Raw genomic sequence first — 19063 nt, forward strand, 5'->3', positions numbered from 1 at the left:
GCCAATCGGCTGCGTTTTTTATTTGATCACCTTCAGGGTCGGACGACCGCTTGGACGCGGCGGTTCCGGCTCAGGCTCCACCGGCGCTTCGGCCTGCTCCAGCCAGATATCGTAACCCGGCTCGGGCGGGAACATGGTGCCCACGCCGTTCTCCCGGGCATGGATAGCCAGCACGGCCGCCATCGGGATATAGACTTGCTGGGATACCCCGCCAAAGCGGGCGCTGAAGCTGATGGCCTCATTATCCATGTGAAATTGCATCACGGCACGGGGCGCGATGTTCAATACAATCTGACCATCCTGGGCAAACTGCATCGGCACCATCACATGGGGAATATTGACGTTGACCACCAGATGAGGGGTCAGATCGTTGTCCAGCAACCAGTCAAAGAACGCCCGTAACAAGTACGGGCGGCTCGGTGTCATTGTCGGTTCCATGCTCATACGCCAGCACGGATCTCGCGTTCGGCTTCGGTCAGGGAAGCCTGGAAGGACTCACGCTCGAACAGACGAACCATGTAGGCCTTCAGCTCTTTGGCGCCACGACCGGTCAGGTCGATGCCAAGGCTCGGCAGACGCCACAGCAGCGGTGCCATGTAGCAATCCACCAGACCGAACTCTTCGCTCATGAAATAGGGCATTTCACCGAAGATCGGCGCGATGGCCAGCAGGTTGTCACGCAGTTCGTTGCGTGCCGCTTCAGCATCGGTACCGGCCATGATCTTGTCGGCCAGGGAGTACCAGTCCAGCTCGATGCGGTGCATCATCAGACGGCTGTTACCGCGGGCAACCGGGTAAACAGGCATCAGGGGCGGATGCGGGAAGCGCTCGTCCAGATACTCCATGATGATGCGCGAGGTATAGAGCGCCAGCTCACGATCAACCAGGGTCGGTACAGAGTTGTACGGGTTCAGCTCGGCCAGCTCATCCGGCAGATTGGCTGGATCAACCTGGCAGATATCCACGCTAACACCCTTCTCCGCCAGGACAATACGCACCTGATGGCTGAACATATCGTTGGCACCGGAAAACAGCGTCATTACCGAACGCTTATTGGCAGCTACAGCCATTGAACCCTCCCGTCATTAAAAAGCAGAAACGGCAATGAAGCATCTTGGTCTTCATTGCCGTGCATTATATTACCCGTATCTGGTCGCTTAGTGAACGTCGCGCCAGAATTCCTTCTTCAACAGCACAGTGAAGATGAAGAAGATCACGATGAAACCAAGCACCCAGAAGCCCATGCGTTCACGCTCCTGTTGTACCGGTTCAGCCGAGTAGACCAAGAAGTTTACCAGATCCAGTACCGTCTGATCATACTCTTCGTCATCCATTTCACCATTACCGTCAGATTTGATGCTGACAACCTGTTGGGTTTCCACTCCGTCGACCGTGTGAGTAGCGAACTCTGCACGGGGGGTTCCCTGCAACGGCTCCAGCACATGGGGCATGCCCACGGACGGGAACACGGCGTTGTTCACCCCGAACGGACGGGTCTCATCCACGTAGAAGGAACGCAGATAGGTGTAGATCCAGTCTGCACCGCGCACCCGGGCAACCAGTGTCAGATCGGGGGGCGGCGCACCAAACCACTTGGCGGCATCCTTCTCTGACATTGCGCTCTTCATCAGATCACCGACCTTTGCACCGGTGAAAATCAGGTTCTCTTTCATCAAATCTTCGGGGATCCCGAGATCTTCTGCAACCCGGTTATAACGCTGATACTGGGTAGAGTGGCATCCGGCGCAATAGTTCATGAAGGTGGCCGCGCCGCGTTGCAGCGATGCCTTGTCACTCAGATCGTAATTGGCTTTGTCCAGATGAACAGCTCCGCCACTTGCAAATACCAGAGATGGCAGCAGGGTCAGCACTGCAAATATTATTCTTTTCATTTAAATGTCACCCTCTCCGGCAGCGGCTTGGTGCTTTCATTCTTGCTATAGAAGAACAGCAGGACGAAGAACCCGAAATATCCCAGTGAACAGATCTGGGCAACCAGCGTCAACGTCGGTGTCGATGGCAGCACCCCCAACACCCCCAGGATGATAAAGCAGACCACAAACTGGGCAATGTTCAGCTTGTGCAGCATGCTGCGATAACGCACCGAGCGCACCTTGCAGCGATCCAGCCACGGCAGCAGGAACAGCACCACGATGGAGAGACCCATCATGATGACGCCAAGCAGCTTGTCCGGCACCGCCCGCAAAATGGCGTAAAACGGCGTGAAGTACCACACAGGCGCAATGTGCTCCGGAGTTTTCAGACCGTTGGCCACTTCAAAGTTCGGCTTCTCGAGGAAGTAACCCCACATATCCGGCTTGAAGAAGATGATGGCGCAGAAGAAGAACAGGAAGCCAGCCACACCGATCATATCCTTGACGGTGAAGTAAGGGTGGAACGCCACCGCATCCAGCGGCCAGCCGTTCTCGTCCTTGTGCTTCTTGATGTCGATACCATCCGGGTTGTTGGAACCCACTTCGTGCAGCGCCAGAATATGCATGGCAACCAGCATCACCAGCACCAGCGGCAACGCGATGACGTGCAGCGCGAAGAAGCGGTTCAGGGTCGCACCGGAGATCACGTAGTCACCGCGAATCCACAGGGTCAGATCGTCACCGATGACCGGAATGGCGCCAAACAGCGAGATGATGACCTGAGCCCCCCAGAATGACATCTGACCCCAAGGCAGCAAGTAGCCCATGAAGGCTTCCGCCATCAGCACCAGGAAGATCAGCATGCCGAAGATCCACAGCAGTTCACGAGGCTTCTGATAAGAGCCATAGATCATGCCGCGGAACATGTGCATGTAGACCACGATGAAGAATGCAGACGCACCGGTTGAGTGCATGTAACGCAGCAGCCAGCCGTACTCCACATCGCGCATGATGTACTCCACGGAGGCAAACGCACCTTCCGCGGAGGGGTTGTAGTTCATGGTCAGCCAGATGCCGGTGATGATCTGGTTAACCAGCACCAGCATGGCCAGCGAGCCGAAGAAGTACCAGAAGTTCAGGTTCTTCGGTGCCGGATACTTGGCCATGTGGTCGTTGTACATGGCCGTGAGCGGGAATCGATAATCGATCCAGCCCATCAGTTTACTCAACATGGTCAGGCCTCCTTGCCATCGGCACCGACCTGGATGGTGGTGTCATTAATGAATTGATAGGGCGGAATGACCAGGTTCAGCGGTGCAGGCACCCCCTGGAACACACGGCCGGCCATGTCGAACTTGGAGCCATGACACGGGCAGAAGAAGCCGGACGTAACGCCCTGCACCTGCTCGCCAAAGCTGTCAGGCAGATAGGAAGGTGAACACCCCAAGTGGGTGCAAATACCGACCGCGACAAAAATTTCGGGCTTGATCGATCTGTACCCGTTATGGGCATAGTCAGGCTGCTGCGGCTCTTCAGATGAGGGATCCCGCAGCTTGTCATCATGCGCGGCCAAGGCATCCAGCGTCTGTTTGGTGCGTTTCACCACCCAGACAGGCTTGCCTCGCCACTCGACACGGATGAGCTGACCCGGTTCCAACTTGCTGATATCGACTTCAACCGGCGCACCGGCTGCTTTGGCCTTGGCGCTCGGATTCCATGACTTTATAAACGGCACTGCGGTAAACGCAGCTCCTACCCCACCAACGGCAACCGTTGACCAGGTAAGAAATCTGCGGCGACCGGTATCAACTGGCGCATTGCTCATCCAAAAACTCTCCCATGTGGACTCCGCACATTCTTATAGTGTCCCTGTTCCCCATTTTTCCCGTGACAACAGCGGCGGAAGCTGGATTTACAATTGCCACAGAAAACAGGGGAAATTTTAAAGAAAAGATAACAACTTGACAAGAAAGAGCGGTGAGCAATGAAAACAATAAAGAAACAATTTTTTGTCTTTTGTGACGCGTGGTTAGCATTGATGTCGGTAATATTACCAATAAAAAAAGCCTGGCAGTTGCCAGGCTTTTTTGACACTCGAAAGAGTGAGTACCAAAAGCGAATTAACGCTTGGAGTACTGCGGACGCTTACGAGCTTTGTGCAGACCAACTTTCTTACGCTCAACCTTACGGGCATCACGAGTAACAAAGCCAGCTTTACGCAGTTCGGAACGCAGGGTTTCGTCGTACTGCATCAGAGCACGAGTGATACCGTGGCGGATCGCACCAGCTTGACCGGAGATGCCACCACCGTTAACGGTGATGTACAGGTCCAGTTTCTCGGTCATCTCAACCAGTTCCAGCGGCTGACGAACTACCATGCGGGCAGTCGGACGGCCGAAGTACTGCTCCAGGGAGCGCTGGTTGATTACGATCTTGCCGCTACCCGCTTTGATAAATACGCGAGCAGTGGAGCTTTTGCGACGGCCGGTACCGTAGTATTGATTTTCTGCCATGTTGCCAGTTCCCGATTAGATATCCAGTACTTGAGGTTGCTGAGCAGCATGAGCATGCTCGGCGCCTGCGTAAACTTTCAGTTTACGGAACATGGCACGGCCCAGAGGACCTTTCGGCAGCATGCCTTTGACGGCTGCTTCGATTACCATTTCCGGTTTACGCTGAATCAGCTTGTCGAAGCTGATTGACTTGATACCACCCGGGAAACCGGAGTGAGCGTGGTACATTTTGTCGGTAAATTTCTTACCGGTTACGTGTACCTTCTCAGCGTTTACAACGATGATGTAATCACCGGTGTCAACGTGCGGAGTGTACTCAGCTTTGTGCTTACCACGCAGACGAGCAGCGATCTCGGTTGCGATACGACCCAGAGTTTTACCTTCTGCGTCCACAATGTACCAGTCACGTTTTACGGTTTCTGGCTTGGCAACGAAAGTTTTCATTAAGTTAAACCCAATTACCTGTTACAGACCCAATTGCTTATGGGGGCTCTCCCACAAACAACAAACGATGGCCTACCTGTACCCCTTCGAATACAAGTAAAGCTTAAAGTGTTGCTGTCTTATCGACAGCTGTAACGTGGGCCGGGCGATTATAAGTGAAGTTGCCTTAAATATCACCTGCTAATTTCACTGCCATGAAACCAGCAAATGTCGCCCGGCCCTACCTGCCGCAGATGCCCATCCGACTGGCAGGCGCGGTATTGTGACTAAGGAAGGTGCACTCTGGCAAGGTATTCGTGCGATTGCATTTCCTGAAGCCGTGAAAGACAGCGTTGGAATTCGAAATTCAGCAGCCCTTCGCCGTAAAGTTCTGTCATGGGAACCGCCGCCGACATGATGAGTTTGACGTGCCGTTCGTAAAACTCATCGACCATGGCAATGAAGCGACGAGCCGCGTCATCCGTGCCTGTGCCCATTGGCTGCACATTGGCCAGCAGAACGGTATGGAACAGTCTGGCCAGCTCGATATAGTCGTTCTGGGAGCGGGGAGTACAGCAAAGTTGCTCAAACTCCATATAGAGCACCCCTTCCCCCATCCCAAGCGACCTCAGCTGACGATGATTGACCTCGAACGTCCCCTCGCAAGCCGTGTGTCCGCCGGTTAATTGCTGAAAATAGTGGTCAAGATTGGCTTTTGCCTGCAAATCCAGCGGGCAGTGATAAATCTCGGCTTGTTCCAGCGTACGCAGGCGATAGTCGATACCACCATCCACGTTAAGTACCTCGCAATGGCGCTCGATCAGCTCGATAGCAGGCAGAAAACGGGCTCGCTGCAGCCCGTTGCGATAAAGATCATGCGGCGGAATATTTGAAGTGGCGACCAGCACAACACCGTGACCAAACAGCTCCTGAAACAGCGTGCCCAGCAACATGGCATCGGTGATGTCGGAGACAAAAAATTCGTCGAAACAGATGATGTCTGTCTCACTGGCAAGCTTGCTGGCCACCAGCTTGAGGGGATCGGACTGCCCGCTCAGCCCCTGCAGTTCATCGTGAATGCGGTGCATGAAGCGGTGGAAATGGCTGCGCATCTTGCGCGTCCCAGGCAGGCTGTCGAAAAAAGTATCCATCAGCCAGGTCTTGCCTCGGCCCACTCCGCCCCACATATAGATACCGAGGACGGGCTCCGGCGGCTTGGGCTTTTGCAGCCAACCCAGCAGCCCTCGAGATCTGGTCGGAGTCGGGCGCCGTAGCAAATCCTGATACAGTCGCTCCAGCCTGCGAATGGCCATCCCCTGCGCGGGGTCGGCCACAAAGCCGGGGCGCAGCAGATCCTGCTGGTATTTTTGCTGCGGTGTCATCCTTGAGCGCCTCTCCAAGTCCCTGAATCGAGGACAAAATGGTATCACGGCCTCAGGACGCACGGTATAGTGCCATCAAGGCATGGCGGTTATGACGACCGCATAAACCCACTCTGTTTTAGCTGTAACAAGGAGCATCTATGAGTCTGTTAACTGGGATCCTGCTGGCTGTCGCGGCCTTGATTATCGGTATCGTTCTCGGCCGTTTTTCGGTGCGTAGCCGCGATGCTGGCCGTCTGGAACAGGAACTGAAGAAGGCCCACAAGGAGCTCGAGAGTTATCAGGGCCAGATCAACACCCACTTCGCCGACAGCGCCGCCCTGATGGAGCAACTGGCCGAGCAGTATCAGACCCTCTATCGCCACATGGCCGAGCAGAGCAAATTCCTGGCCAAGGCGCAGGAACCGCTGTTCCGCGAATCATTGGTAGAAGAAGCCCCTGCCAATGTGGCAGAAGAACCTGGTGTTCCGCCTCGCGACTATGCTGGCGCCTCTTCCGGACTGCTCAAGCAACCAAACTAGTTCCTCGCGGAACTAATTGGCCAGTCCTGTGGTCTGACCTTGACGATTGCAATGCAACTTTTTCTGGGAGCTGTTTTTCATATGCGTAAACCTCTTTCCATGCTCAGTGTGCTAGCCCTCAGTGTCGGTATCGCCATGTCTGCGGCCCCTGCTCAGGCTGCACTGCCTTCCCTGTTAGGTTCAAATCAGGAGATGCCAAGCCTGGCGCCTGTTCTCGAACAGGTCACCCCGGCGGTGGTCAATATCTCGGTTTCTGGCAAAAAAATTACCCGTCAGCGTCTGCCGGAACAGTTCAAGTTCTTCTTCGGCCCCAACATGCCCGATGAACAGGTGAGCGAGCAGCCGTTCCAGGCGCTCGGCTCCGGTGTCATCGTCGATGCCAAGAAGGGTTACGTGATCACCAACGCCCATGTGGTTCACGAGGCGGACGAGATCAAGGTCAACCTGAAGGATGGTCGTGAGTACGCGGCCAAGAAGATCGGTGAAGACAAGCAGTCCGACATCGCCCTGCTGCAAATCAAGGCCGAGGATCTGGTGCAAATCAAGTTCGCCGACTCCGACGAGCTGCGGGTAGGTGACTATGCGCTGGCCATCGGCAACCCGTTTGGTCTGGGCCAGACCGTCACCTCCGGTATTGTTAGTGCGCTGGGTCGCAGCGGCCTCAACATCGAGAATCTGGAGAACTTCATCCAGACCGATGCGGCCATCAACTCCGGTAACTCCGGCGGTGCCCTGCTCAACCTGCGTGGCGAGCTGATCGGTATCAACACCGCGATTCTGGGCCCGAACGGCGGCAACATCGGCATCGGCTTTGCCATCCCCTCCAACATGGTGCGGGACCTGACCGAGCAGATCGTCAAGTACGGTGAAGTGCGTCGCGGCCAGCTGGGTATTACCGGCACCGAGCTTACCTCCGACATCGCCAAAACCTTCGGCTACAACAAGAAGGATGGTGCCTTCGTCAATCAGGTCATGCCTGATTCGGCGGCCGACAAGGCGGGCATCAAGGCAGGCGATATCATTGTCAGCATCGATGGCAAACCGGTTCGCTCCTTCGGCGAGCTGCGTGCCAAGATCGCCACCATGGGCGCTGGCAAGCAGGTCGAACTGGGGCTGATCCGCGATGGCAAGTCACAAACTGCCAAGGTAACCCTGAAGCAGGCCGATGACAGCGAAGTACGCGCCAGTGCGCTGCATCCGGCACTGGAAGGGGCCAAGCTGAGCACCACTACCGACCCGGTCTCCGGTGTCGCGGTGGCCGATATTGATCCTCGCTCTCCGGCAGCCGCTTCCGGCCTGCAGAAGGGAGACATCATCATCGGGGTCAACCGCCTGCGCATCAACACCCTGGGCGAGCTGACCAAGGCGCTCAAGAACAAGCCTGACGTGCTGGCGCTCAACATCCAGCGTGGCGACTCCTCGCTCTATCTGGTGATCCGCTAACGCTCAAGTTGTTCGCCAACCCCTCCATCACCCGCGGCCTTCACCGCGGGTGATTTTTATCCATCGATAGTGTTATTCTCTGCGCGCAGCCTGTACGGATGAGAATGACATGAAAATCCCCCCTTTAGTCAGTTACTTGGGCAAGTCTGTCGGTTTTGGATTGACCGTCGCGGCGCTGCTGTTGCTGCTGTTTCCCCATTTTCGCGGTGGTGCCCAACTGCCCGGCATCATCACCAATGCCCGTGAACTGAGTTTCTCCTATGCCGCCCATCGGGCAGGCCCTGCCGTCGTCAACATCTACACCCGCAGCTTTGCCCCCAATCAGGGCAATCAGGGGGAACTGCGCCCGCAAGGGCTGGGTTCTGGCGTCATAATGAACCAGCGCGGCTACGTACTGACCAACTACCACGTCATCGCCGATGCCGACCAGATCATCGTCGCGTTGCAGGATGGTCGGGTCTTCAGTGCCGAGCTGGTCGGAACCGATCAGCTCACCGACCTCGCCGTGCTCTACATCGAGTCAGACAACCTGCCGGTGATCCCGCAGGATCCGGAGCGGCTGCCAGAAGTGGGGGATGTGGTGCTCGCCATCGGCAACCCCTACAACGTCGGCCAGACCATCACCCAGGGCATCATCAGTGCGACCGGCCGAACCGGCCTCTCCAGCATGGGGCCCGACAGCAATGGCCGTCAGGATCTACTGCAGACCGATGCCGCCATCAACGAGGGCAACTCGGGCGGGGCGCTGGTCAACGGCCGTGGCGATCTGGTGGGTATCAACACCGCCACCTATCACCTCAACGGCAATCAGGAGAGCTACGGCATCAGCTTCGCCATCCCCTACCGACTGGCAAAACGGATCATGGATGAGCTGATCGCCAACGGCCGGGTGATCCGCGGCTATCTCGGGATCTCCAGCGTCGAGATCAACCCCATAGTCGCGCGGATGATGAACCTCGGCGACCTGCGTGGTCTGGTGGTGGAGAGCCTGGATCCCAACGGCCCGGCGGCCAAAGGAGGTTTGCAGCGAGGGGATGTGCTGCTCAAGATCAACGGAGAGGCCATCAGTGGCGTACGCAGCGCCATGGACAAGATTGTCGAGAGCCGCCCCGGCACCAAGCTGACCATCTCGGTATTCCGCTCCGGCAAGCCGCTGGAAGTGGTGGTCACCATAGAGGAAGACCTGCGCTATCAGCAGAGAACGGCCAGCTCGAGCGCGGCATCGGCCAGCTAGCGTCACTCCTTGTTATGAGAAGGGCGGGAAACCGCCCTTTTCCATATCTGTCCCCTCGGCTACGTCTCTTATCGTGAGATGACTCACAGTTTCCCGCAACGCTTGCCCTGCCCCCGCCCCCCTATTTGTGCGCTACCGATCACACAAAACAGGCCCCAATAAGCACTCTTTTTGCCTTTTCAGTATCCAAACGATCACTTCGGGGCCATTTCCTCAGGAATTTCCGCTTCGAATCGGAAAAACACTGCCTCCTCCACATCGACGCGCAGGCTTAGGGTAACGCCATACCTTCTGCCAGCCTTGGAGAGCAGACATTGCAAACAGAGACTCACGACCAGACCCTGACCCCGAACAGCCCGGAGTTGCTGCGCCAGACCGATCATATCCTCGCGCGCATTTATCCCCTGCTGGCCGAACAGGGCATCATCCCCAACGAGGTGCAACGGCAGATGCTGGCCTCCCATGTCAAAGCCATGGTGTGGCGCTCCTACAGCGGCGAACCCCTGCCAGAAGTTGACCTCAGCCTGTTTGAAGAGATCTCCCCCCTCTCACTGCGTCTCGCCGAACAGGTCGTCAGCTGGCTGGACCAGTTTGCTTATGAGGAGGCACACCTCTTGTCCGTCCATTTTGAAGTCGCCAAAGAAAACGAACTCAGCTCGGTGCAGAACCCGTAACTCAAGGAGAAATCGATATGACAGCCATCAAACTCGTGATTGGAGACCGTCTCGGCAAGGGCCAGAAAGTGGGCGCAGGCGCGGAAGCTGCCGGGGCCAACGTGACCATCATCCCCGGCATGGCCGCTGACATGAAGCTCGGCGACGTGATGAACAAGGAGCAGGCGGATCTCGGCATCTCCTTCTGCGGCAGCGGCGGCGCCGGGGCGATCACCGCCCAGACCAAATACGGCTACAAGTGCCGCTACGGCATGCGCTCTGTTGAAGAGGGCGTCACCGCCATCAACGAAGGGTGCGTGGTGCTGGGCTTCGGTTTCATGGACAAGGAAGAGCTGGGCCAGAAGCTGGTCGAAGCCTTCGCCAAAAAGCACGGACGCGCCTGATGAAAGAGAACTTCACCACCCAGGTCATCGTCAACGGCAAGGGGACGACCCGCCAGCAGGCGTTTGCCTCCGCCCTCAGCCAGGTGCAACCCACACTGCTCAAAAACAACCAGCAGGTACTGCTGCGCATTGAGCCGGTTGATGTACAGGTGCTCAAAGCCGAGGAGTCGGTCCGGGTGGAGAAGTTCCTGTTCTTCTTCCTGCCGCGCCAGCGCCGCGAATACCGCGTCCAGCTGGAGATCAAGGTTCAGGTCACCAGTCTGGATGTCGCCAAGGTGACGTTCACCCAGGTGTGATGCCTGCGCAGGCACAACCCCACAAGAAGGATACGTTAGATGTTTCTAATCATTTTTATCAAGTCACTCATCATTGGCGGCCTGGTTGGCGTCGGGGTGGGGGCCGGCGCGGCGCGGATGTTCCACGCCCCGACCGTACAGGGCATGGGTGCCTTCCGCACCCTGGGCGAACTTAACTCCTGCGAAGGGGATCCCGCTTCCCACTTCTCGTTTGGTCTGGGCTTCTTCTTCAACGCCTGGGCCTCGACCGTGGCGGCAGGCGCCTTCACCCAGGATGTGGATCACCGCATCATCCCGCACTGGGCCACGGCGGCACTGCTGTTCAAGAACCGGGATCTCGCCACCACCCTGCACGACCCGAAAAAGATGGCCATCGCCGGCGGCATCATAGGTGCCATCGTGGTTGCCTTCCTCAACAGCACGGCCGCAGCCGTCCCTGCTGCATTGCAGGTCACTGCGGTCAAGGTGCTGGTACCGGCCGCCAACCTGCTGGTCAACACCGTCATGCCGGTGATCTTCTGGCTCGCTGCCATCGAGGCGGGCAAGAAATCCGGTTTCTGGGCCACCATCTTCGGCGGTCTGGCACAGCTCATCATGGGCAACGCGGTACCGGGCCTGGTGCTCGGCATCTTGATCGGCAAGGGTGTGGAAGAGAGCGGTTGGAACCATGTCACCAAGGTGATGATGGCAGCCATCGTCCTGCTGTTCGTGCTGAGCGGCTTCTTCCGCGGCTTCGACATGAAACTGATTGAATCCTTCCATATGGGCGTCCCCCTGTGGCTGGAAAACGTCCATAACCTGCTGAGCGGCAAATAAGGGGTCACACCATGGATGAGAAACTGAAAAACAACTTCTGGTACGCCGACTGGTCCTTCCCCATCTTCGTCGGCCTGCTCTCGGCCGGGGTCTTTGCCGGTACCCACATGTTCTATCTGTACGGGGTCGGTGCCTTCAACGAGGTAGCCTTCGTCGCCATGCTGAAAGCCGGAATGGACACGGGTGCCTACGGCGCAGTAGCCGCGTTCGGTGCCAGCTTCCTGTTTGCCCGCATCATCGAGGGATCCCTGGTGGGGATCCTGGATATCGGCGGCGCTATCCAGACCGGGGTCGGACTGGGCGTTCCCGCCCTGCTGTTGGGGGCCGGCATCGTCTATCCGGTGGAGAACTTCGGTGCCTCGCTGGCAACCGGCATGGGGATTGGTCTGGCCATCGGCTACGTCATCATTCTGGCGCGCCGCACTCTGGTTTACACCGTGCTGGCCCCGCAGGGGATTGACTGGGGGAATGGTGAAATCGCGACGCTCATCTTCGTGCTGGCCATCAGCAAGGCCGACTACGAGGAGGCGATGGGTCTCTACGACCTGTTTCTGGCACTGATGAACGAAAAAGCAAGCAGGAATCTGCTGGCTTGTCGCGATTTTGCCAGCTTCAAAGCGCTGGCGCGTACCGGTTCATAACATATAACGAGGAGTGACTACTCCTCGTTAAAGCCGGAGGTGAACAGCTCCACCACGGCGGCCAGGGCCTCGACTTCTTCAGGGCCCTCAACCTGTACTTCCACCTGCCGCCCTTGCGCGGAATCCAGCATCAGCAGGCCGATGATGCTGTCAGCATCGGCCTCCACACCATCTTCATTGCGCAGCAGCACGTGGGCATCGAAACCCTGCACCAGCTCGAACAGCATCATGGCTGGTCTGGCATGAATACCCAGCTTGTTTTTCACTTCAACCGAGGCGGAAACAGTCATCGGGTCGTCCTATTGGTCCGTCAGGATTGGGGGGCACTCTTGTCGAGAGTGCGGTGGCGGATCTGCACGTTCTTGCCGAGCGAACGGAATGCACTGGCCAGCCGTTCTGCAATAAAGACCGAGCGGTGCTGACCGCCGGTGCAACCGATGCCGACCGTGAGGTAGCTGCGATTGTTGCGCTCCAGATGGGGCAACCAGGTCGCCAGCATGTTCTCGATCTGCTGGGTAAACAGCATCACGTCAGCCTGCGCCGAGAGGTAGTTGGCGACCGGCTCATCCTTGCCGGTGAAGGGCTTGAGCTCGGGGATCCAGTGCGGGTTGGGCAGGAAGCGGGCATCGAACACGAAGTCGGCATCCTTGGGAATGCCATATTTGAAACCGAACGACTCGAACACCAGCACCAGCTCGTTCTCTTTCTTCCCAAGCACCCGGGTCTTGATGAGCTCGCTCAGGTCGTGAATGCTGAGGGTGGTGGTGTCGATACGCAGGTCAGCGGTCGAGGAGATGGGCGCCAGCAGGTGGGTCTCCTCCCGAATCGCCTCATCCAGCGACAGCTTGTTGCGTGAGAGGGGGTGCAAACGGCGGCTCTCGCCATAGCGCTTGAGCAGGGTGCCGTTGTCTGCGTCGAAGAAGAAGCTGGAGAACTCAACCCGCCCCTCATTGCGCACTTGAGCCAGCAGATTTTCCAGTTTCTCCGGATCGCTCGGCAGGTTGCGCACGTCGATGCTGACCGCCAGCTTGTCATACTGGCTCTCCACCGAGACAATCAGCTGGGGCAACAGATTGACCGGCAGGTTGTCCACACAGTAGTAACCCAGATCTTCCAGCACTCGCAGGGCTACCGTTTTACCGGAGCCCGAACGTCCACTTACCACGATTAACTGCATCTTGTTCCCTCACGCCAAAACGGGTGTCTCATCCTTGGCCTGCTGTCAGGCCGAGGTCATGATCTGATAGAGCTCTTCGTCGCTGGTTGCCTGACGCAACTGGCGGCAAACCGCCTTGTCACCCAGCTTAGAAGCCATCAGAGAAAGGGTCTTGAGATGCTGCTTGCACTCGCTTTCCGGCACCAGCAAGGCAAACAGCAGGTCAACCGGTTGATTGTCGATGGAGTCGAAAGGAATAGGGTCGGCAAAGGTCATCAGGATCGCGGTTGGCGGGAACTCATCGTCAATGCGACCGTGGGGGATCGCAATACCGGCACCGATCCCGGTACTACCCATTTTTTCGCGGGCCAGCAAGCATTCAAAGAGCGCCTGACGGGAGGTGCCAAGGCGTTCGGCGGCCAGCTCGCTGATGATTTCGAGGGCGCGTTTCTTGCTGGTACAAGGGACTGCACTCTTGGTGCAGTCCCGACTCAGTATGTGTTCAAGTTGCATGGTTATTTTTTATTTAACTTATCTTTGTGCTTGATGATCTGCCTGTCCAGCTTGTCGAGCAAGGTGTCTATCGCAGCATACATATCGGCATGTTCAGAGTTGGCAAACACTTCGCCACCGCTGACGTGCAATTTGGCTTCCGCTATCTGGTTCAGTTTTTCCACGCTAAGCACCACATGAACATTGTTGATGTGGTCGAAGTGACGCTCGAGTTTGGCAAATTTGTTATTCACATAATCACGCAGAGCTTCGGTGATCTCGACATGGTGTCCGGTCAGGTTAATTTGCATAACATCATCCTTTTGTTTGCCTAAACCAGGCGTTTGCGCTGATTGGAAGGTGGGATAAACAAGGATTCGCGATACTTAGCGATCGTGCGTCTCGCCACCATAATACCCTGTTCGGCCAGCAAATCCGCGATCTTGCTATCACTTAACGGCTTGGCAGGATTCTCTGCCGTGACCAGCTTCTTGATGAGCGCGCGAATTGCGGTCGATGAGCACTCTCCTCCTCCTTCGGTGTTCACATGGCTGGAGAAAAAAAACTTCAATTCGAAGATACCACGGGGGGTATGCATGTACTTCTGGGTCGTCACCCGGGAGATGGTCGACTCATGCATCTCTACCGCTTCGGCGATGTCATTGAGCACCATCGGCTTCATCGCCTCTTCACCATACTCGAAAAAGCCCTGTTGCTGCTCGACAATGCAACTGGCCACTTTCAGCAGGGTGTCATTGCGACTTTCCAGGCTCTTGATGAACCACTTGGCTTCCTGCAAATGGGAGCGGATAAACTGGGTGTCGGTGCTGCTGCGGGCGTTGCGGGCCATGGCGGCATAGGTCTCGTTGACCCGGATGCGGGGGGCTGAGTCGGGATTGAGCTCGACCACCCACTTGCTGCCCTTCTTGACCACGGAGACGTCGGGGATCACGTACTGGGAGTCGCTCTGGATGATGCCGTTGCCGGGGCGCGGCTCCAGCAGCTGGATCAGATCCAGCACCTCCTTGAGGTCGCTCTCCTTGAGTTTTGTCTTGCGGGCGAGGGTGCGGTAATCCCGGTTGCCGAGCAGCTCCATGTGCTCGAGGATCACCTCCTTGGCCTCGTTGAGCCAGGGGGTCTGCGGGTCATACTGATCCAGCTGGATCAGCAAACACTCCTGCACAGAACGGGCAGCAATACCGACCGGATCGAAGTGCTGCACCCGCTTGAGTACCGCCTCGACCTCATCGAGTTCCACCTCTACATCATCGCTGGTGACGGCAGCCTGGATATCCTCCAGCGCAACGGTCAGATAACCGGATTCGTCGATGGCATCGATGATGGCGAGCGCGATGGCTGCATCCACATCGCTGAACGGTGTTAGTCGCATCTGCCACAACAGATAATCCTGCAGGTTTTCGGTGGTTTCACCCTGATAGACGCTATCTTCCCCATCATGGATGGGGCCCGCGCTCTGGGCGGTGCCGGCAGAGTAAACCTCGTCCCAGGTGGTATCCACCGGCAACTCGTCCGGCATCTGCTCCTGGGCCATGGCATCGCTAGAATCCAGCTGGCTGGCATCGACCGGCGCTTCCGGACTGGTCTCTTGCGCCTCGCTCTCTTCCTGCTCCAGCAGAGGGTTGTTTTCGAGCGCTTGCTGAATTTCCTGCTGAAGTTCCAGAGTGGAGAGCTGGAGCAGACGAATCGCTTGTTGTAATTGCGGCGTCATGGTCAGGGACTGACCGAGACGCAACTGTAATGTCGGCTTCATCTACGTCGGGATATCCTTATGTTCAGCGAGGCACTCGTCAAAGGAAATGAAGGCATGCCCCCTTACTATAGACTGAATTGATCGCCCAAATAGACGCGCTTGACCTGCTCATCGGCAAGGATGTCAGCCGGTGCACCTTCGGCAATCATCTTGCCGTGGCTGACGATATAGGCCTTCTCACATACGTCCAGAGTCTCTCTGACGTTGTGGTCGGTAATCAAGACGCCAAGACCTCTATCTTTCAGATGCTGAATGATCTTCTTGATGTCTATCACAGAAATCGGGTCAACCCCTGCAAAGGGTTCATCCAGCAGAATAAAACGCGGCTCGGCCGCCAGCGCACGGGCGATCTCGACCCGACGGCGCTCACCGCCGGAGAGGCTCTGACCCAGGTTGTCGCGAATGTGGGTGATGTTGAACTCTTCCAGCAGTTGCTGAACCTTGTCCTCACGCTCCTCACGGCTCAACCCCTTGCGGGTCTGCATCACGCCCATCAGGTTGTCGAACACCGACAGGCGACGGAAGATGGAGGCCTCCTGCGGCAGGTAACCGATGCCATTGCGCGCCCGCACATGCATAGGCTGCAGGCTGATGTCCTGATCGTCGATGGTGATGAGACCGGCATCGCGCTGCACCAGCCCCACGATCATGTAGAAGGAGGTGGTCTTGCCCGCCCCGTTGGGGCCGAGCAGGCCGACAATCTGGCCGGTGCCCACTTCAAGGCTGACGTCACTCACCACCATGCGGCGCTTGTAGCTCTTCTGCAGGCCCACTGCTTTTAACACTGCCATGGCTTATTTTCCCTGCTTCTTCTGGTCGGCGGGCTTGTCGAAATTCTCTACCTGATCAGGCAGGAACACGGTTTTGACCCGCTGGCTCGGGCTCTTGCTCTCGGCAATCATCTTCTGTTTGACGATGTCGTAGCGGATCAGATCGCCATTGACCTGGCTATCTTCCTGCTTGAGCTGACCGTTGCCGGTGATGGTCACCAGCCGGTTCTTCAGCTCGTAGCGGATGGTATTGCCGTGGGCATTGACCGGCTTGCCGTTATCCAGGATCTGGAAGAAGGTGGCGGGCTTGCCGTAGGCAGTCATCACCTCGGCTCCTTTCTCGCCGGAACGGGTCACTACCACCTTGTCAGCCTTGATCCGGATGGTGCCCTGATTGATGGTCACGTCCTCTTCGAAGGTGATGCGGTTGTCCTGCATCTCGGCCACCTGTTTGACGGCATCGACGTAGACCTTCTCGGCAAAGTCGGACTCTTTGGCGGTCACCGCACCACACAGCAACAGGGCTGCGAGGACCAGATTAGCGTTTTTCATTGAAATAGATGGCATGGCCTTGATCCAGTAACTCAAAATATTTGCGGTCCAGATGGCCCTTGAGGCCAACCCCTTGGGTCTGGAAATCCCGACCCAGAATGTTCACTTCCCGGTTGCTGCGCACATCCTGTGTCACCAGATCCAGCTCCAGATAGGATGTATCCAGTGTGGAGATGAAAGAGGTAGGTAGCAGACCATCCAGATGCACCTTGTCCCGCAGGATGACGTTGTCGCCGGTGTTGAGCACGCCGGTTTCGGCGGTCACCTTCCACTCGGCGGCACCCTGGTCGTCATACATGTAGACCACCGGCTTGTCGAAGGTAGCCTGCTCGAGGATTTGATAATACTCGGCGTAGGTCGACTCCAGCCGCTCGGTGCGCTTGCCATTGATATCAAAACGGGTGGTCACCAGATCTTTGGCGACAAAATCCGGCTGATAGTTTTCGATTTTGACGGCGCTCTCAGGCACCAGCTCAACCTTGCCCAACTGCCAGGCAACCAGTGCGACCAGAAACAGCAGGGCAAACAACAGGGTCTGTCTGCTCATACCGAGGCCTCGGGCTGATAATCGTCGTGGCCCTGCGCCTGCAAAATGAGGTCACACACCTCGCGCACCGCGCCCATGCCACCGCCAAGCCGGGTCACCATATCGGCACGACTCAGCACCAGCGGATGGGCATCGGCCACCGCGATACCCAGGCCGCAGGCGGCCATCACCGGCAGATCGATGGTGTCATCGCCCATATAGGCGGCCTGTTCAGCAGTCAGCCCCAGCTTGGCCAGCAGCGCTTCGAAGTGAGGCAGCTTTTTATCAGCCCCCTGCACCACATGAGCCACCCCCAGGCTTTTCATCCGATCGCTGACGATACGGGAGTTGCGCCCGGTGATGATGGCGATCTCGATCCCGGCATTGAGCAGTGCTCGCATGCCCGCACCATCGCGGGTGCAGAAGGTTTTCAGCTCTTCGCCGTTGTTTCCCATGTAGATGAGGCCGTTGGAGAGCACCCCGTCCACATCGCACACCAGCAGGCGGATTTGCGCCGCCTTGTCGAACTGGCTGCGCGTCACCGGACCATAGAGGGTCGGTACGTTTTGCATCAAATTACTCCGGCTTTCAGCAGGTCGTGCATGTTGAAGGCGCCGAGCGGGCGTTTCTCTTCATCCACGACCAGTAATCCGTTGATTTTTCTAGTTTCCATCAGCTTGACGGCTTCCGCAGCCATCATCTCTGGACCTACGGTAACACAGTTGGCCGTCATCACACGGCTGATGGGGGTGTGATGGATATCGATCTGCTGGTCAAGAATGCGGCGCAAGTCGCCATCGGTAAAGAGCCCGGCCAGCAGGCCATTGCCATCGACCACTGCCGTCATACCGAGCCCCTTGCGGCTCACTTCCAGCAGCGCCTGGCTGATGGTGGCATCTATCCCCACCCGGGGCAACAGATCGCCACTGTGCATCAGGTCGCCAACCCGCAGCAACAGACGCTTGCCGAGCGACCCGCCCGGGTGAGAGAGGGCGAAGTCATCGGCGGTAAAACCGCGCGCTTCCAGCAGAGCCACTGCCAGGGCATCGCCCATGACTAAGGTTGCCGTGGTGCTGGAAGTGGGTGCCAGACCCAGCGGGCAGGCCTCTTTCTCTACCTTAATGCACAGATGCACGTTGGCCTCTTTGGCCATGGTGGAGGCGGGATTACCGGTCATGCAGATGAGCGGAATGCCGCGGCGCTTGAGTACCGGCAGCAGGGCCAGGATTTCGTCGCTCTCACCGGAGTTGGAGATAGCGATGATAAGGTCGCCACTGGAGATCATCCCCAGATCACCGTGACTCGCTTCTCCCGGATGAAGGAAGAAGGCCGGTGTGCCGGTGCTGGCGAGGGTGGCGGCGATCTTGCTGCCGATATGGCCCGACTTGCCCATGCCGGTGACCACTATCTTGCCACCGCAGCGCAGCACCATTTCGCACGCCTTGTCGAAGGCGTCGTTCAGATACTGATAGAGTCCATCAATGGCTTGCTTTTCTGTGTCCAGCACCGCGCGGGCACTGCGACGAAAATCGAACAGTTCAGACACTTTCTCAGGCTTTACAGACATAAAGACACAGCTCCGGGCCGAAATTAGCT

General features: G+C 57.2%; 26 protein-coding genes. 8 read left to right on the plus strand and 18 right to left on the minus strand.

Going from position 1 to position 19063, the window contains the following annotated elements; all coding sequences use genetic code 11:
• Window positions 1-18: 18 nt before the first annotated feature.
• The 8 genes from L972_RS13070 to zapE form a co-directional block, all read right to left on the minus strand.
• The gene (locus L972_RS13070) at window positions 19-444 is read right to left on the minus strand and encodes a ClpXP protease specificity-enhancing factor (RefSeq protein ID WP_005336278.1); all 426 of its coding nucleotides are present in this window, start codon (window positions 442-444) and stop codon (window positions 19-21) included.
• Window positions 441-1070 (minus strand): stringent starvation protein SspA, encoded by a 630-nt coding sequence (gene sspA / locus L972_RS13075; RefSeq protein WP_005336279.1) that lies wholly within the window; start codon window positions 1068-1070, stop codon window positions 441-443. The genes L972_RS13070 and sspA overlap by 4 nt, the downstream gene beginning before the upstream one ends.
• An 87-nt stretch (window positions 1071-1157) precedes the next feature.
• Window positions 1158-1892, minus strand: coding sequence for a cytochrome c1 (locus L972_RS13080; protein WP_005336280.1), 735 nt, complete (start codon window positions 1890-1892; stop codon window positions 1158-1160).
• On the minus strand, window positions 1889-3106 hold the full coding sequence (locus L972_RS13085; RefSeq protein ID WP_005336282.1) for a cytochrome b: 1218 nt from the start codon (window positions 3104-3106) through the stop codon (window positions 1889-1891). The genes L972_RS13080 and L972_RS13085 overlap by 4 nt, the downstream gene beginning before the upstream one ends.
• A 2-nt stretch (window positions 3107-3108) precedes the next feature.
• Window positions 3109-3699 (minus strand): ubiquinol-cytochrome c reductase iron-sulfur subunit, encoded by a 591-nt coding sequence (petA, locus tag L972_RS13090; RefSeq protein ID WP_005336284.1) that lies wholly within the window; start codon window positions 3697-3699, stop codon window positions 3109-3111.
• Window positions 3700-3994: 295 nt separating this feature from the next.
• Window positions 3995-4387, minus strand: a complete 393-nt coding sequence (gene rpsI / locus L972_RS13095; protein WP_005336286.1) for a 30S ribosomal protein S9 — start codon at window positions 4385-4387, stop codon at window positions 3995-3997.
• Window positions 4388-4402: 15 nt separating this feature from the next.
• Window positions 4403-4831 carry a 50S ribosomal protein L13 gene (gene rplM / locus L972_RS13100; RefSeq protein ID WP_005336289.1) on the minus strand — a complete coding sequence of 143 codons (429 nt, stop codon included), beginning with the start codon at window positions 4829-4831 and terminating at the stop codon, window positions 4403-4405.
• A 266-nt stretch (window positions 4832-5097) separates the two neighbouring features.
• Window positions 5098-6192: a cell division protein ZapE gene (gene zapE, locus L972_RS13105; RefSeq protein WP_047438722.1), complete on the minus strand. Its 1095-nt coding sequence runs from the start codon at window positions 6190-6192 to the stop codon at window positions 5098-5100.
• Window positions 6193-6332: 140 nt separating this feature from the next.
• On the opposite strand from zapE, the gene L972_RS13110 reads away from it, so the two are divergent.
• The 8 genes from L972_RS13110 to L972_RS13145 all read left to right on the plus strand — a co-directional run bounded on the left by L972_RS13110 (window position 6333) and on the right by L972_RS13145 (window position 12200).
• Window positions 6333-6713: a YhcB family protein gene (locus tag L972_RS13110; protein ID WP_005356646.1), complete on the plus strand. Its 381-nt coding sequence runs from the start codon at window positions 6333-6335 to the stop codon at window positions 6711-6713.
• A gap of 81 nt (window positions 6714-6794) precedes the next feature.
• Window positions 6795-8156 (plus strand): Do family serine endopeptidase, encoded by a 1362-nt coding sequence (locus tag L972_RS13115; RefSeq protein ID WP_005336295.1) that lies wholly within the window; start codon window positions 6795-6797, stop codon window positions 8154-8156.
• 109 nt (window positions 8157-8265) lie between these two features.
• Entirely contained in the window at window positions 8266-9390 is a 1125-nt protein-coding gene (gene degS / locus L972_RS13120; RefSeq protein WP_005336297.1) for an outer membrane-stress sensor serine endopeptidase DegS, read from the plus strand.
• A gap of 314 nt (window positions 9391-9704) precedes the next feature.
• Complete coding sequence (locus tag L972_RS13125; RefSeq protein WP_047438724.1) at window positions 9705-10064, plus strand: transcriptional regulator; 360 nt, start codon at window positions 9705-9707, stop codon at window positions 10062-10064.
• Between the two features lie 17 nt (window positions 10065-10081).
• On the plus strand, window positions 10082-10447 hold the full coding sequence (locus L972_RS13130) for an SFCGS family glycine-rich protein (RefSeq protein ID WP_005355141.1): 366 nt from the start codon (window positions 10082-10084) through the stop codon (window positions 10445-10447).
• Window positions 10447-10743: a DUF4312 family protein gene (locus L972_RS13135; RefSeq protein ID WP_047438725.1), complete on the plus strand. Its 297-nt coding sequence runs from the start codon at window positions 10447-10449 to the stop codon at window positions 10741-10743. Before L972_RS13130 ends, L972_RS13135 begins: the two co-directional genes overlap by 1 nt.
• A gap of 39 nt (window positions 10744-10782) precedes the next feature.
• Window positions 10783-11559, plus strand: coding sequence for a DUF4311 domain-containing protein (locus L972_RS13140; RefSeq protein ID WP_005341754.1), 777 nt, complete (start codon window positions 10783-10785; stop codon window positions 11557-11559).
• Between the two features lie 11 nt (window positions 11560-11570).
• Window positions 11571-12200 (plus strand): DUF4310 family protein, encoded by a 630-nt coding sequence (locus L972_RS13145; RefSeq protein ID WP_168797133.1) that lies wholly within the window; start codon window positions 11571-11573, stop codon window positions 12198-12200.
• 17 nt (window positions 12201-12217) lie between these two features.
• On the opposite strand, the gene npr is transcribed toward L972_RS13145, so the two are convergent.
• The 10 genes from npr to L972_RS13195 form a co-directional block, all read right to left on the minus strand.
• Entirely contained in the window at window positions 12218-12490 is a 273-nt protein-coding gene (gene npr, locus L972_RS13150; protein ID WP_005336318.1) for a PTS phosphocarrier protein NPr, read from the minus strand.
• 20 nt (window positions 12491-12510) lie between these two features.
• Complete coding sequence (rapZ, locus tag L972_RS13155; protein WP_047438728.1) at window positions 12511-13377, minus strand: RNase adapter RapZ; 867 nt, start codon at window positions 13375-13377, stop codon at window positions 12511-12513.
• Window positions 13378-13422: 45 nt separating this feature from the next.
• Window positions 13423-13869: a PTS IIA-like nitrogen regulatory protein PtsN gene (ptsN, locus tag L972_RS13160; RefSeq protein WP_005336322.1), complete on the minus strand. Its 447-nt coding sequence runs from the start codon at window positions 13867-13869 to the stop codon at window positions 13423-13425.
• 2 nt (window positions 13870-13871) lie between these two features.
• Complete coding sequence (gene hpf / locus L972_RS13165; protein WP_005336323.1) at window positions 13872-14159, minus strand: ribosome hibernation promoting factor; 288 nt, start codon at window positions 14157-14159, stop codon at window positions 13872-13874.
• 20 nt (window positions 14160-14179) lie between these two features.
• On the minus strand, window positions 14180-15619 hold the full coding sequence (locus tag L972_RS13170) for an RNA polymerase factor sigma-54 (RefSeq protein WP_005336331.1): 1440 nt from the start codon (window positions 15617-15619) through the stop codon (window positions 14180-14182).
• A gap of 65 nt (window positions 15620-15684) precedes the next feature.
• Window positions 15685-16410, minus strand: a complete 726-nt coding sequence (lptB, locus tag L972_RS13175; protein WP_005336333.1) for an LPS export ABC transporter ATP-binding protein — start codon at window positions 16408-16410, stop codon at window positions 15685-15687.
• Window positions 16411-16413: 3 nt separating this feature from the next.
• On the minus strand, window positions 16414-16941 hold the full coding sequence (lptA, locus tag L972_RS13180; RefSeq protein WP_047438730.1) for a lipopolysaccharide transport periplasmic protein LptA: 528 nt from the start codon (window positions 16939-16941) through the stop codon (window positions 16414-16416).
• A complete protein-coding gene (gene lptC / locus L972_RS13185) occupies window positions 16928-17488 on the minus strand; it encodes an LPS export ABC transporter periplasmic protein LptC (protein WP_047438732.1) in 561 nt (186 codons plus the stop codon). The genes lptA and lptC overlap by 14 nt, the downstream gene beginning before the upstream one ends.
• Window positions 17485-18039, minus strand: a complete 555-nt coding sequence (kdsC, locus tag L972_RS13190) for a 3-deoxy-manno-octulosonate-8-phosphatase KdsC (RefSeq protein WP_047438734.1) — start codon at window positions 18037-18039, stop codon at window positions 17485-17487. The genes lptC and kdsC overlap by 4 nt, the downstream gene beginning before the upstream one ends.
• Complete coding sequence (locus L972_RS13195) at window positions 18039-19034, minus strand: KpsF/GutQ family sugar-phosphate isomerase (RefSeq protein ID WP_005336342.1); 996 nt, start codon at window positions 19032-19034, stop codon at window positions 18039-18041. Before L972_RS13195 ends, kdsC begins: the two co-directional genes overlap by 1 nt.
• Between the last annotated feature and the right edge of the window lie 29 nt (window positions 19035-19063).

The sequence above is a fragment of the Aeromonas sp. ZOR0001 genome (genome assembly GCF_000801015.1).
Taxonomy (GTDB): Bacteria; Pseudomonadota; Gammaproteobacteria; order Enterobacterales; family Aeromonadaceae; genus Aeromonas; species Aeromonas veronii.

What these genes read in the sequence shown, in the direction of transcription:
- sspA (WP_005336279.1), bottom strand. Translation starts at nt 1,070, where the DNA reads ATGGCTGTAGCTGCCAATAAGCGTTCGGTAATGACGCTGTTTTCCGGT.
- degS (WP_005336297.1), top strand. Translation starts at nt 8,266, where the DNA reads ATGAAAATCCCCCCTTTAGTCAGTTACTTGGGCAAGTCTGTCGGTTTT.
- ptsN (WP_005336322.1), bottom strand. Translation starts at nt 13,869, where the DNA reads ATGCAACTTGAACACATACTGAGTCGGGACTGCACCAAGAGTGCAGTC.
- rpsI (WP_005336286.1), bottom strand. Translation starts at nt 4,387, where the DNA reads ATGGCAGAAAATCAATACTACGGTACCGGCCGTCGCAAAAGCTCCACT.
- hpf (WP_005336323.1), bottom strand. Translation starts at nt 14,159, where the DNA reads ATGCAAATTAACCTGACCGGACACCATGTCGAGATCACCGAAGCTCTG.
- zapE (WP_047438722.1), bottom strand. Translation starts at nt 6,192, where the DNA reads ATGACACCGCAGCAAAAATACCAGCAGGATCTGCTGCGCCCCGGCTTT.
- npr (WP_005336318.1), bottom strand. Translation starts at nt 12,490, where the DNA reads ATGACTGTTTCCGCCTCGGTTGAAGTGAAAAACAAGCTGGGTATTCAT.
- L972_RS13115 (WP_005336295.1), top strand. Translation starts at nt 6,795, where the DNA reads ATGCGTAAACCTCTTTCCATGCTCAGTGTGCTAGCCCTCAGTGTCGGT.
- lptA (WP_047438730.1), bottom strand. Translation starts at nt 16,941, where the DNA reads ATGAAAAACGCTAATCTGGTCCTCGCAGCCCTGTTGCTGTGTGGTGCG.
- rapZ (WP_047438728.1), bottom strand. Translation starts at nt 13,377, where the DNA reads ATGCAGTTAATCGTGGTAAGTGGACGTTCGGGCTCCGGTAAAACGGTA.
- kdsC (WP_047438734.1), bottom strand. Translation starts at nt 18,039, where the DNA reads ATGCAAAACGTACCGACCCTCTATGGTCCGGTGACGCGCAGCCAGTTC.
- L972_RS13130 (WP_005355141.1), top strand. Translation starts at nt 10,082, where the DNA reads ATGACAGCCATCAAACTCGTGATTGGAGACCGTCTCGGCAAGGGCCAG.
- lptB (WP_005336333.1), bottom strand. Translation starts at nt 16,410, where the DNA reads ATGGCAGTGTTAAAAGCAGTGGGCCTGCAGAAGAGCTACAAGCGCCGC.
- L972_RS13110 (WP_005356646.1), top strand. Translation starts at nt 6,333, where the DNA reads ATGAGTCTGTTAACTGGGATCCTGCTGGCTGTCGCGGCCTTGATTATC.
- L972_RS13080 (WP_005336280.1), bottom strand. Translation starts at nt 1,892, where the DNA reads ATGAAAAGAATAATATTTGCAGTGCTGACCCTGCTGCCATCTCTGGTA.
- L972_RS13145 (WP_168797133.1), top strand. Translation starts at nt 11,571, where the DNA reads ATGGATGAGAAACTGAAAAACAACTTCTGGTACGCCGACTGGTCCTTC.
- petA (WP_005336284.1), bottom strand. Translation starts at nt 3,699, where the DNA reads ATGAGCAATGCGCCAGTTGATACCGGTCGCCGCAGATTTCTTACCTGG.
- rplM (WP_005336289.1), bottom strand. Translation starts at nt 4,831, where the DNA reads ATGAAAACTTTCGTTGCCAAGCCAGAAACCGTAAAACGTGACTGGTAC.
- L972_RS13195 (WP_005336342.1), bottom strand. Translation starts at nt 19,034, where the DNA reads ATGTCTGTAAAGCCTGAGAAAGTGTCTGAACTGTTCGATTTTCGTCGC.
- L972_RS13085 (WP_005336282.1), bottom strand. Translation starts at nt 3,106, where the DNA reads ATGTTGAGTAAACTGATGGGCTGGATCGATTATCGATTCCCGCTCACG.
- L972_RS13170 (WP_005336331.1), bottom strand. Translation starts at nt 15,619, where the DNA reads ATGAAGCCGACATTACAGTTGCGTCTCGGTCAGTCCCTGACCATGACG.
- lptC (WP_047438732.1), bottom strand. Translation starts at nt 17,488, where the DNA reads ATGAGCAGACAGACCCTGTTGTTTGCCCTGCTGTTTCTGGTCGCACTG.
- L972_RS13070 (WP_005336278.1), bottom strand. Translation starts at nt 444, where the DNA reads ATGAGCATGGAACCGACAATGACACCGAGCCGCCCGTACTTGTTACGG.
- L972_RS13135 (WP_047438725.1), top strand. Translation starts at nt 10,447, where the DNA reads ATGAAAGAGAACTTCACCACCCAGGTCATCGTCAACGGCAAGGGGACG.
- L972_RS13140 (WP_005341754.1), top strand. Translation starts at nt 10,783, where the DNA reads ATGTTTCTAATCATTTTTATCAAGTCACTCATCATTGGCGGCCTGGTT.